Source organism: Parvimonas sp. C2 (genome assembly GCF_035282405.1).
Taxonomy (GTDB): Bacteria; Bacillota; Clostridia; order Tissierellales; family Peptoniphilaceae; genus Parvimonas.
Map to the genome: position 1 here is coordinate 528716 of NZ_JAYKBP010000001.1, position 11648 is coordinate 540363.

Sequence of the window (11648 nt, forward strand, 5' to 3'; positions counted from 1 at the left end):
TTACCTCCTTAATCTATCGTCAAAATTAATTTCCCATTTTTTTCAGTATTAAATGAATACTTTTTATTGAAAATTAATTCTGTTAAAAATTGTCTAAAGACCTCATAGTCTTCTAGAACTTTTATAGTCAAATTATATCTATACACCATATTTACCCATTTTATAGCATCTGGATTAGGCCCTAGAATAATTATATTTTTTAAATTTATTTCTTTTTTAAATTTATCAAAAATTAAATCTCTTATTTTTTTCAATTCTTCCATACAATTTTCAACACTTTTACTCTTAAATTGAAAATTCACTATATGAGCCTTTGGCGGATAGAGAAAACTTCTTCTAAAATTAATTTCCTCTTTGAAAAACTCTTCATAATTATGGTCTGAAGAATTAACAATGCTGTAATGACTTGGTTTATATGTTTGAATTATTACTTTTCCTTCTTTATCTCCACGACCTGAACGACCTGCAACCTGTGTCAAAAGTTGAAAAGTTTTTTCAGCAGATCTGAAAGATGGAATATTCAAACTTATATCGGCAAGTACAACTCCTACCAAAGTTACATTCGGAAAGTCGAGTCCTTTTGAAATCATCTGAGTACCGATTAAAATGTCAATTTCTTTATTCTTCATCTTTCGATAAACTTCTTCATAGACTCCTTTTTCCTTTGAAGTATCCGCATCAATTCTACAAACTTTAGCATCTTTAAAAGCATTTTTGATATATTCTTCCAATGCTTCTGTTCCAAAACCAAATTCTTTTATGGATTGTTTAAAACAATTTGGACATATTTTAGGCTTTTGTTTAGTTCTTCCACACATATGACAGATGCAAATATCTTTTCTATTATCTTTATGATAAGTCATAGAAATATCACAATAATCGCATTTTTGAACATAACCGCAACTTCTACAAAAAACAAAAGAGCTTCTTCCACGTTTATTTAAAAATAAAATTACCTGTTCTTTTCTATTCAAAGTTTTTTGAATTTCTTCATACAAACTATTACTTAAAATACTCTTATTTCCAAGCAACAATTCTTCACGCATATCTACAATTTCAACTTCAGGTAAAGAATTTTTTGTAGCTCTGTTTTTTAATTCTAAAAGTTTTATATCATCACTATTTGTTCTTGCATAGATATTTACAGATGGAGTTGCAGAACCTAAAACAAGTTTTGCTCCGGACAATTCGACTAAATATTCTGCCACTTCGTGAGTATAATATTTTGGATTTTGATCACTTATATAACTTGATTCATGCTCTTCATCAATTATTACAAGTCCCAAGTTTTTTATAGGAGAAAAAATTGCAGATCTTGCTCCTACAACAATCTTTATATCCTTATCTTGAATTTGTTTCCATTGATTTAATTTTTCAATCATTGTAAGTCTGGAATGAATAATTGCAATATCATTTCCAAAACGTCCTGAAAATCTTTCTATGGTCTGTGGTGTAAGACTAATTTCAGGAACTAAAATTATACTGCTTTTTCCCTGTTCTAACATATTTTCAACGAGTTGCAAATATATTTCAGTCTTTCCACTTCCAGTTATTCCATGAATTAAAAATTTATTGTTTTCGGAATTTAAAATATTATCTAAAACATCTTTTTGTTCTTTATTTAACTTTAATTTTTTATAGCTACTTTTTTCTTCAATAGAATTTTTATAAATTTTATTTTCAGTTAAAACAAGTGCCTCCATTGAAATCAAAGAATCTACTACAGCTTTTGTAAAGTTGTTTTCTCTTAAATTTTTAACGCTTACAAAATCTTTTCCTTTTAAAAAATTCAAAAGCTCTAATTGTTTTACTGCATTTTTACGAATTTTTGAAAAATCAAAGTCTTCGTTAAGTTTAACAAATTTTTCTAAAAATTTATTTTCCGAGTTGTTATATTTGTATTTTTTTACTAAAATTTCATTTTCAATTAGATAATTTACCTTTTTATCATCATTATAAAATTCTCGAATTTCTAAAATGTTTCTTCTCTTTGATAAAAATTCAACCTCAACAATAGAAAGCTCGTTCGATTTTTCTTTATTTAAAACAAAAAATTCTTCAATTTTACTCCAGTCTCCGGGTGGCAAAACACAATTTAGACAATAGGAAAGATTTGTAATGTATTTTTCACTCATAAACTTTGCAAGTTTAATCTGTGTTTTACTTACAATTTCCTTTTCATCTATAACCATGTTAATTTCTTTGAACTTTATATCTGTTTCAACATCTTTTTCATCTAAAATATTTATAACAAGTCCAACTGTTCCCTTATTACCTTTACCAAAAGGAACAATTACTCTCTTACCTACTGAAATTTCTTCTTCAATATTTTTAGGAATTTTATAAGTAAAAATATTTTTAGCTCTTGATAGTAAAAAAGACTTAACAACAACTTCTGCTAACATATTTTCTCCAAAATAGCATCTAAAATTTTATCTGCAATTTCTCTCTTAGTTAAAACTTCTGTTTCAATCTCACTTTCTTTCGTAATGATAGTAACCTTATTAAAATCAGAGCCAAAGCCACTATCTTTTAGTGAAACATCATTTGCAACTATCATATCCAAATTTTTATTACTCATCTTTGAAATTGCATAATCTTTAACTGAATTTGTTTCAGCTGCAAAGCCTACAACAAATTGGGATTTTTTATATTCTGAAATACTTTTTAAAATATCAATATTATTTTCAAGCTCAATATTTTCAAAATTTTCTGTCTTTTTGATTTTAAAATCTTTTTTGTTTTTAACCTTAAAATCAACAGGTGCAGCGGGCATAATTAAAATATCTGCTTCGTCAAAATTTTCTTTTATTGAGTTATACATATCTTCATTAGTTTTTACATCAATATATTCAATTCCAAATTTTCTGTAATCACTATTAACTTTTCCGCACACTACTTTTACATCAGCTCCACGTCTTTTAGCACATAGTGCCAATTCATTTCCCATTTTTCCACTACTATAATTTGAAATGTATCTAACCGGATCAATGTCTTCAATTGTTGCACCATTTCCTATTAATACCTTTTTTCCAAGCAAATCTTTTTTCACAAAATAGCTCTCAATTTCCTCGAAAATTCTTTCTGTTGTAGGAAATTTTCCTTTTCCATAATCACCACAAGCAAGACGACCATAATCTGGACTTACAACTATATGTCTTTCTTTTAAAGTTTCAATATTTTTTTGAGTTACTGGATTTTCATACATATTAACATTCATAGCTGGAACTAAAATCATCTTTTTAGTATGTGCAAGTACAATATTTGTAATTAAATTATCAGCAATTCCATAAGCAATTTTAGCCATAGTATTTGCAGTAAGTGGCGCAATAATAATACAATCTGCATTTTTTGCAAGTTTTATATGCTTAACTTCACTATCCATATCTCTTTCAAAAACATCACTATAAACCTTATTTTGACTTATTGTTTCAAAAATCAAAGGATTTATAAGTTTAGTTGCGTTTTCAGTCATAACAACATTAACTTCATATCCTGCCTTAACCAACATACTAACCAAGTCTAAAGACTTGTAAATTGCAATCCCCGAAGTTACTCCAACTAAAATATTTTTTTTCATATTAATCTTCCTTTTCTTTTTTAGTTACCTTTTCAGCTACTATTTCTTGAAGTGCTTGAGTAATTGGTTTTTGTGCATCTGTTTCCATTAAATTTTTAGATCCGTTTACAATTCTTCTAGCTCTTTTACTTGTCATTACAACTAGAGCATATCTACTCTTATCAATTTTTTCTAATTCTTTAAATGATGGATTTATCATCTTTCATTCCTCCTATTTCTTAATCTTTAATCTTTCGGCTTCAATAATCGCCTTCATTTTATCTACACTTTCATCTATAAAATCATTCACTATGGAATAATTATATTCATTTAAAAATTCAACTTCTTTTTTTGCATTATTCATTCTTACATTTATAGTTTCTTCATCTTCCGTTCCACGTTCTACAAGTCTTCTCTTTAATTCTTCAAAATCTGGTGGCAAAACAAAAACTAAAACTGCATCAGGATAATTTTTCTTAACTTGTAGTGCTCCTTGAACATCAATCTCTAAAATTACTACATCTCCATTATCAATAGAATTTAAAACAAAATCCTTAGGAGTTCCATAATAATTTCCATGAACTCTTGCATACTCTAAAAGTTTTTCATCTACTATCATCTTTTCAAACTCATCATTTGAAATGAAAAAATAATTTTTCCCATGTTCTTCATTAGGTCTTTTATTTCTACTCGTTGCAGAAATTGAATACTTAATATCTTTATTATCTCTTAATAAAATATCACAAATAGTACCTTTACCAACTCCTGACGGACCTGAAACAACCATCAAAAATCCCTTTTTCATATTACCTCCAAAACTATTCAACATTTTGAATTTGTTCTCTAAGTTTCTCTATAATAACCTTCATTTCAATAACATAAGTTGAAATCGCATAATTATTTGATTTACTTGCTATTGTATTGATTTCTCTATTCATCTCTTGTAATAAGAATTCAATTTTCTTACCAACTTGATTTTCTAGATTTAAAAACTTCTTAAAATTTTGAATATGTGAATGAAGTCTTGTAATTTCTTCGCTTATATCAAGTTTATCAGTATAAAAAATCACTTCAAGATTTAATCTATTAACTTCACTTTCAGACAATTCTTCTGAAAATTCATTAAGTTTTAATTTCAATTTTTCAATTTGATTATTTAAAACATCTTCTTTTCTTTCTTTGATATTTTCTAAATTATTTTCAAAAGCTAAAAGATTATCCAATAAATCCTTATTCAGATTTTCTCCCTCAACAATTCTCATTGAAACAAGTTCATCAACCGCCTTTTCAATGGACTCCAAAACATTCTTTTTCAAATAATCTTCGTCTATTTCAGAAGTTTTAACATCAACTACATTCTCATTTCTAACAATATGCCCTATACTTACAGAACTTTCAATTCCAAGATTTTTAGAAATGCTTTTATAAGCCTCAAAATAAGCAGAAGCTAAATCATAATTAACATCTAAAGCAGAATTACTTTCAGAAAACTTTTGTTTTCCTCTTATAAAAATATCAACCCGTCCTCTTGATAATTTTTTTCTCACAACTTTTTTTATATCTTCTTCACAAAAATTTAAAAAATATGGTAATTTAACTTGAATATCTAAAAATTTATGATTTACAGCTTTCATCTCAAAAGATAAATCATAATTTTCATCAACGAACTCACTTCTACCATAACCGGTCATTGATTTTAACATCTTTTTCTCCTTAAAAATTTATATTATTTTTATATTAATAAATTATAAATCGAGTAAAAATATTTTACAATACTTTATTACGAAAATTTAATAATTTTTCTTTTAGACTATTTTTTTAAAAAAATACTTTACAAAAAAGCTTTATAATCTTATAATAAAGTTATAAATTGCTAATGTTCATATAAAAAGGAGGATACTATGAAATTAATAAAAGAAAAAATTTACTCAATATTTAGTTTTTTAATATTTTTATTATACCTTTTGATTTTAGAACTATCAGCTGGATCTTATCCTTCTGATGAACCATATATGCATAGTTTAACAATATTTAAAAATATTCCATTAAGTATTTCTCTAATTTTTATATTTATATTTGTTTTATTATTGGTAACAAAAAATACAAAATATCTTTTAACTATAAATGTTGGTATAATTTTATTTTTTATATTAAGAATTTATAACTTTTATAGATTTTATAGAAGATTATTTGACGATGGAATAACTATGATTTTATTTTTCCTTGCTATTTTTTCAATAATTACAATTTTTATATCAATTTCAAGAATTTTAAAAAAGTCTAATTGATTTTTCCTTTTTTGAATTTGACATGATATAAAAATATGGGTATACTATTTAGTAATATGGGGATGAACTGGCTTCGACGGGGAAGTTGCAGTATCATAAGCGAATTGTTGTATCCAATCAACATAAAAAGTGGTAAATTAAATATAAACGCAGAAAATAATAATTTTGCATTAGCTGCCTAGTCAGCTATTTGGAGTCTATTCTTTTCCCACAAAAGTCTAAACTCTATCATTAAATTCGTGGGCAACCTTTACAAAAGTTCTTAGATTTGTAATTGTATTTATAAGATACTTTTAACTGATTTTGTTAGTTTATAGGTTATTGGAAAATTTAAAATTGACTGTATTCGGAGAAAGTGATATGAATGCTTTTTCGGACGTGGGTTCGACACCCACCATCTCCACCAAAAAACTCTTGTATAATAAGTTTATAAAATGACTTATATACAAGAGTTTTTTAGTTTTATGTAGAATCCCCCCTATTCATCAATCGATTTTTATTGACATTTATAAATTCTAAATGTATAATTATTTTAAACAATGTAATTTTATATGTAAAGTAATACTATTATATATAAATTTTACTATTTATATTTAAAGCATTTATTATAAATATTTATTTTTAGGAGGAAATAAAATGAAGAAAAGTAAAACTCGCTTTTTGGCACTATTGCTGGCTTCTTTAATTTTTGTAAGTTGTTCTTCTAAAGAAAAAAGCGACCAACAAAAAATGGAGCAACAAGCCAAACTAGAAAAAGAGCAAAAGTTAAAAGAAGAAGAAAATAAAAAGCTAGAGGAAGAGAAACTCAAGGAAGAAGAAAGGCAAAAACAGGAAGAACAAAAGAAAAAAGATGAAGAAGCTTATGAACAAGAAAGAAAAGCTAATGAGAAAAACAGTTCGTCAAATTATAATAATGAATCAATAGAAATTCATGCCAATAGAAAATCTAAAATTTACCATATGCCAGGTCAAGCACATTATAACAGAATTTCAAGCAAAAATTTAGTTATATTTCATAGCGAACAAGAAGCTATTAATGCAGGATATAGAAAAGCAAAAAAATAAAATTAAAATACTTAAAAAATATATTTAAGGAGATTTTATTATGAAAAAAATTGTTATTATGCTATTAATAAGTATTATGTTAGTTAGTTGTTCTAATAAAAATAATGAAGAAAATAAAGTTGTTAAACAGTTGCAAGAGCAAAAAGATTCTTTGGAAAAGAAAAATAGTGAGTTACAAGAAAAAATTAATTCTCTGGAAAAGGAAAATAAAGAATTAAAAGAAAAAGTAAAAAATACAGAAAATGAAACTCTTACAAGTGAATCTATTGCAAAGATTAATAAGTATTTACAAGAATTCAATAATTCTAATAAACATTTCGCTAAGGCTACATTTGATGAAAATAATAATACAGTTAATATTGAATTAGTTGAACAAGCTGCTTCAGATGTATCAGGAATGATTGATTCTAAAAATAACGGTAGAGCTAACAAAAATGTTCGTGATTTATGGGAAAAAGAAATTACAGGAACTGCTTTGAAAATATCGAAAAATACTAGCGATAATATAACAGTAAAAATTTTACAACCAACAGATAAAACCAAAACTATAGTTGAAGTAAAAGCTGGAAAAGTAATTAAAGATATAATGAAATAGTTTAGTTAAAATCATATTATATTATAAAAGAATAATTCCCAAACAAACATTGGAGCCTACGCTCCTTTTTTGTTTGATTTGTTTCTATTTTTCATCAAAATTGTAAAATAGATTTTTCAACTTAATCTGTAAAAACTCAATTCAGATAAAATTATTAATAATTTTAGAATTATTAGTTTTGACATTTTTTAAAAATATATTTTAATTATTATGTCATAAAATATAATTAAATTTTTCTTTAATTTTCTCACAATAAGCTAATAAATCCATAAGTAAATTTAATTGACCTTTTAGCAAATATTTGTTAAAATTGTACTTGACAATATTTAAAAAAGGAGGATAATATGATTTATACAGGATTACTTTTTGGTTTTCTTTTTGGCTTTTTATTAAAGAGATCTAGATTTTGTCCAACAGGAACTATTCGTGATATTTATCTTGAAAAGAGATATTATAACCTAGTTTTACTCTTAGCAATTATTTTTACTAATGCTTTGATTTATCATATATTACGTTATTTTAATCTTGTTCCTATGACTTTTTTCGTTGATTTCCCAGTAATAGCAATTGCATTTGGTAGCTTCATATTTGGTTTTGGTGCGATTATGTGCAATGGATGTTTAACAAGCACTCTAATAAAAAGCGGTGATGGTAGAATTATAGGATTAATTTCTCTTGTAACCTTCACAATAACATCATATATTGCTGTAAAAGGACCTTTAAAGCCAATTTCGAAGTATTTTGAATCAGGAAAATTGACTTTGCCGGATAACTTTTTAGAAAAGTTGCCTTTTTCACCAATTATATTATGTGCAATTATAGTTTTAGTATTATACTTCCTAATGTTCAGACATTATAAATCACATAAATTAAAATTTAAGTTGCCTAGTAGATATACAGGTATTCGCCATGTATTTTGTGAAAAAATGTGGTCAAAAGAACTTACTGTTATTCTAATAGGACTTTTAATGGGATTGACTTTCTATTTTAGTAGCCTTACAGGACGTGTTGGTAGTTTTGGAATTTCAACTCCAATTTTAACTTGGGCAGATAAAATTTGTCCAATTGAAACTGCAGGCATAGGATGAGGCGTCGATGGCCAAGGTCTTGGCTGGGGAAGTATGTTTGTTTTAGGAATTATACTCGGCTCTTTCTTTACATCTTTTATTAGTAAAGAATTTTCAATCATTATGCCGAATAAAAAAACAATAATATATACAATCATAGGTAGTGCATTGATGGCACTTGGAGCTATTTGGGGACAAGGTTGTATCATTTCAAACGGATTTGTTTTCACTGCTCAATTATCTATGAAAGGCTGGTTTGCATTTGTATTTTTAATGATAGGAATTTGGATAAGTGCAAGAATATTTTTAGTTAGTAAACAAAGGAGTTAAAATGAACGTAATAAAAGTAAATACACATGGACTTGATTGACCTCTTCCACTTCTAGAGCTTAAAAAAGCTTTGGGTGATGCTCAGGTTGGGCAAATTATTGAATTGGAATTTACATGTCCAGAAGCTGTTGGAACTTTACCTTTATATTGTCAAGAACATAATCATGAAATTTTATCTTTTGATAAACTTGACAGAGAAGGTTGGGTAATAGTTTTAAAGAAATAGAAAATAAATAATATAAAAATATTATTTTATAATTCAAAAAATCCATAAATACTCTTCAGAATACTTATGGATTTTTTATTATAAAAAATACCATCATACAATAACTGTAACGACTAACAGCTTATTTCTTAACCACTACTGATATTCACTACATTTTTTTATTTCCATTTTTATACTTTTTATTAGCTTTAGCAATACCAGTGGTTAGTGCAATAAGCACAAAAATCACTGCATATTCAACTTTATTATTTACATAATTAAACATTATTAAATATATCAAAGTCAAGAACAGCAAATTTTTAAAAAATTCTTTAAATATTAATTTAATCATATCTTTCTCATTTAATCAACAAGAGCCATTAATCTTCCTATTAATATTGATATCATTGCTGATGCAGTAGGATTCCCATGAACCATTCCTGCTAACACATTAAGAGTATACAATGCTGCTTTTGTATTTTGTATGCTAGACTTTCTCAAAAACTCTTGTTGTTCAGGAGTCAATTCATCATACAATTTGTCTATCTCAACTTTCAAATAATAAGGAAGTGCTCCACTCCAGTCTTCTTGAGCATAAATTCTAGATTCGTTCAATGAAGATACTGCTGGTAAAATACCTATCATAAAAGCCAATAACAATACAATCCTTCTTTTACATTTCATAACAAAACCTCCAAAAATTTATTTAGTACATCTGTACTATGGTCTTATTATATCATAAAGTTTTTTTTAAAAAAAGACTATTATTTTAAAAAAAATATGGTACAATTAAAGGGTTAAAGTTCATTTTTTATATTTATCATACAATTTATCTTTAAAGTCAATAAATAGGGTTTTGTAATTATCGTAATAGACCATTCCAAGTCCTGTTCCCTTTGCTTTTCTAATATGTTTTTTTTCTGTGTAATCTACATTTGCATATCCTTCATTTTTAAAATAACTGTAATATCCGGCTAAAAATCCTGCGATTTTGTAGTCATCTTCTGTTAGATTTGATCCTCTTAAGATTACATGGCTTCCCGGAACATCTTGCGCATGGAAAAATATATCATTTTTATTTGCAAATTTTAATGTTAAATTTTCATTTTGTAAATTATTCTTTCCAACATAAATCAATGCTCCTGAGTCAGTTTCAAAAATATAAGGTTTTGACTTTTCAAGTTTTTGTTTATTTTTTTTACTTTTTCTAACATATCCCAAAGAAATAAGTTCTTCTTCAATTTCAGAAAGCTCATTTAATTCTGTTATAATTTCAATAGTTTCCAAAATTTGTTTTATATACTTCATTTCTTCTTCAATTTTCGGTAATTCAGCCTTTATTATTTCGTCAGCAGTTTTTAATTTTTTATATTTTTTATAATATGATTCAATATTTTCTCTTGGAGATTTCTTTTCATCAAGGGAAATTTCAATCTCCTTCATATTATCATAAATATTTTCTACAGAGATTTTTTTCATTCCCTTTTCTATCTTATAGATATTTATAGAAAGCAAATCTGCATTAATCTTTAAATCTTCTTTACTTTGGTTATTCAAAAGTTCATCATTCATTGCTAAATACTTATTTGTAAGTCTATTTAATTTTGTAGTCAAAATCTTTTTAAATCCTGATGCCTTTTGATTAATCCTATCTCTTAAGGAATTGTTATGATAAAAACTTTCGACTAATTTCGATAAACTATCAACCCTTTCTTTTTTTTCATATAAGTCCAAATCAAAACAATAAAAATCTTTATTGTTATTCATCTCATCTTTAATAAAAATAGGAGAATAGTTTTTATCTTTAATATTTTCAACCAATTTTACAAAATTTTCATCAATTCTTTGTATATTTTCCACACTTAAATTTGCAGAGTTTATATCCGTATCAACATTTGAATTATGTAATAATTCATAGGAAATAATCGGAGAAAAGCCCAAATAATTTGTATAAAAGAACTTTTTCATTGAAATTTGTTCAGAATTTTTTAATATTTCAGAAGGCAATTTATAATTTTCATCTAAAATATTCTCTTTTTCATCTTTTACGAAAAAGTAATCCTTATTTGGAAAAACCTCCCTTACACTACTTTGTCTGGAGTCTATATGCTTAATTGCATCAATAATTTTATTACTCTCTTTATCAACAAGAATTATATTTGAATGTTTTCCCATAATTTCAATGATTAAAAGTTTTTTACTAAGTTCTTTTAATTCATTTAAATTTTCAATTTCAAAGCAAACAACCCTATCCATTTTATGTTGATATATATTTTTAATAGTACCTCCAACTAAATGTTTCCTTAACAACATACAAAAATTATATGCAGTTATCGGATTTTTTTTGCTTTTTTCACTCAAATGAATTCTTGAAAGATTATTCGCACAAGAAAGTAATAATTTATAATTCTCCTTGTTATAAATCTGTATATTTATTTCATTTTTATCTGGTTGATTTATTTTATTTATTTTTCCATTTAATAAAAGCGGATATATTTCATCAACAACCGCTTTTGTAAAAATTCCATCAAAACTCATT

The 11648-nt window shown here is 26.0% G+C and carries 11 protein-coding genes, 1 other RNA gene and 2 pseudogenes; 6 read left to right on the forward strand and 8 right to left on the reverse strand.

From position 1 onward, the window contains the following. Positions 1-8: 8 nt before the first annotated feature. From priA to VJI95_RS02640, 5 genes are read right to left on the reverse strand one after another with little or no spacing between them, the layout of a single operon-like run. Positions 9-2405, reverse strand: a complete 2397-nt coding sequence (gene priA, locus VJI95_RS02620; RefSeq protein WP_324010139.1) for a primosomal protein N' — start codon at positions 2403-2405, stop codon at positions 9-11. After that, complete coding sequence (gene coaBC / locus VJI95_RS02625; protein WP_324010140.1) at positions 2399-3580, reverse strand: bifunctional phosphopantothenoylcysteine decarboxylase/phosphopantothenate--cysteine ligase CoaBC; 1182 nt, start codon at positions 3578-3580, stop codon at positions 2399-2401. Before coaBC ends, priA begins: the two co-directional genes overlap by 7 nt. A gap of 1 nt (position 3581) precedes the next feature. Beyond that, the gene (gene rpoZ, locus VJI95_RS02630; protein ID WP_068473103.1) at positions 3582-3779 is read right to left on the reverse strand and encodes a DNA-directed RNA polymerase subunit omega; all 198 of its coding nucleotides are present in this window, start codon (positions 3777-3779) and stop codon (positions 3582-3584) included. Between the two features lie 12 nt (positions 3780-3791). Continuing rightward, entirely contained in the window at positions 3792-4364 is a 573-nt protein-coding gene (gene gmk, locus VJI95_RS02635) for a guanylate kinase (protein WP_324010141.1), read from the reverse strand. A 13-nt stretch (positions 4365-4377) separates the two neighbouring features. Then, positions 4378-5262: a YicC/YloC family endoribonuclease gene (locus tag VJI95_RS02640; RefSeq protein ID WP_324010142.1), complete on the reverse strand. Its 885-nt coding sequence runs from the start codon at positions 5260-5262 to the stop codon at positions 4378-4380. Positions 5263-5460: 198 nt separating this feature from the next. On the opposite strand from VJI95_RS02640, the gene VJI95_RS02645 reads away from it, so the two are divergent. The 6 genes and pseudogenes from VJI95_RS02645 to VJI95_RS02670 form a co-directional block, all read left to right on the forward strand. After that, positions 5461-5847, forward strand: a complete 387-nt coding sequence (locus VJI95_RS02645; RefSeq protein ID WP_324010143.1) for a hypothetical protein — start codon at positions 5461-5463, stop codon at positions 5845-5847. Positions 5848-5905: 58 nt separating this feature from the next. Beyond that, positions 5906-6253: a transfer-messenger RNA gene (gene ssrA / locus VJI95_RS02650) on the forward strand. A gap of 230 nt (positions 6254-6483) precedes the next feature. Beyond that, the gene (locus VJI95_RS02655; protein WP_324010144.1) at positions 6484-6912 is read left to right on the forward strand and encodes a sunset domain-containing protein; all 429 of its coding nucleotides are present in this window, start codon (positions 6484-6486) and stop codon (positions 6910-6912) included. Positions 6913-6952: 40 nt separating this feature from the next. After that, entirely contained in the window at positions 6953-7507 is a 555-nt protein-coding gene (locus tag VJI95_RS02660; RefSeq protein WP_324010145.1) for a hypothetical protein, read from the forward strand. Between the two features lie 344 nt (positions 7508-7851). Further along, positions 7852-8904 (forward strand): annotated as a pseudogene (locus tag VJI95_RS02665) (YeeE/YedE family protein). Positions 8905-8956: 52 nt separating this feature from the next. After that, positions 8957-9130, forward strand: a pseudogene (locus VJI95_RS02670) (sulfurtransferase TusA family protein); the annotation flags it as partial. A 148-nt stretch (positions 9131-9278) separates the two neighbouring features. Here the strand turns inward: VJI95_RS02670 and VJI95_RS02675 are convergent. From VJI95_RS02675 to VJI95_RS02685, 3 genes are all read right to left on the reverse strand, one after another. Next, positions 9279-9461: a hypothetical protein gene (locus VJI95_RS02675; RefSeq protein WP_324010146.1), complete on the reverse strand. Its 183-nt coding sequence runs from the start codon at positions 9459-9461 to the stop codon at positions 9279-9281. An 11-nt stretch (positions 9462-9472) separates the two neighbouring features. Further along, positions 9473-9793: a hypothetical protein gene (locus VJI95_RS02680; protein WP_324010147.1), complete on the reverse strand. Its 321-nt coding sequence runs from the start codon at positions 9791-9793 to the stop codon at positions 9473-9475. Between the two features lie 120 nt (positions 9794-9913). After that, positions 9914-11647, reverse strand: coding sequence for an Rqc2 family fibronectin-binding protein (locus tag VJI95_RS02685; RefSeq protein WP_324010148.1), 1734 nt, complete (start codon positions 11645-11647; stop codon positions 9914-9916). Position 11648 lies beyond the last annotated feature (1 nt).

Coding starts and splice junctions, on each gene's coding strand:
- VJI95_RS02675 (WP_324010146.1), bottom strand. CDS start 9,461: ATGATTAAATTAATATTTAAAGAATTTTTTAAAAATTTGCTGTTCTTG.
- rpoZ (WP_068473103.1), bottom strand. CDS start 3,779: ATGATAAATCCATCATTTAAAGAATTAGAAAAAATTGATAAGAGTAGA.
- VJI95_RS02660 (WP_324010145.1), top strand. CDS start 6,953: ATGAAAAAAATTGTTATTATGCTATTAATAAGTATTATGTTAGTTAGT.
- VJI95_RS02640 (WP_324010142.1), bottom strand. CDS start 5,262: ATGTTAAAATCAATGACCGGTTATGGTAGAAGTGAGTTCGTTGATGAA.
- VJI95_RS02645 (WP_324010143.1), top strand. CDS start 5,461: ATGAAATTAATAAAAGAAAAAATTTACTCAATATTTAGTTTTTTAATA.
- priA (WP_324010139.1), bottom strand. CDS start 2,405: ATGTTAGCAGAAGTTGTTGTTAAGTCTTTTTTACTATCAAGAGCTAAA.
- coaBC (WP_324010140.1), bottom strand. CDS start 3,580: ATGAAAAAAAATATTTTAGTTGGAGTAACTTCGGGGATTGCAATTTAC.
- VJI95_RS02655 (WP_324010144.1), top strand. CDS start 6,484: ATGAAGAAAAGTAAAACTCGCTTTTTGGCACTATTGCTGGCTTCTTTA.
- gmk (WP_324010141.1), bottom strand. CDS start 4,364: ATGAAAAAGGGATTTTTGATGGTTGTTTCAGGTCCGTCAGGAGTTGGT.
- VJI95_RS02685 (WP_324010148.1), bottom strand. CDS start 11,647: ATGAGTTTTGATGGAATTTTTACAAAAGCGGTTGTTGATGAAATATAT.
- VJI95_RS02680 (WP_324010147.1), bottom strand. CDS start 9,793: ATGAAATGTAAAAGAAGGATTGTATTGTTATTGGCTTTTATGATAGGT.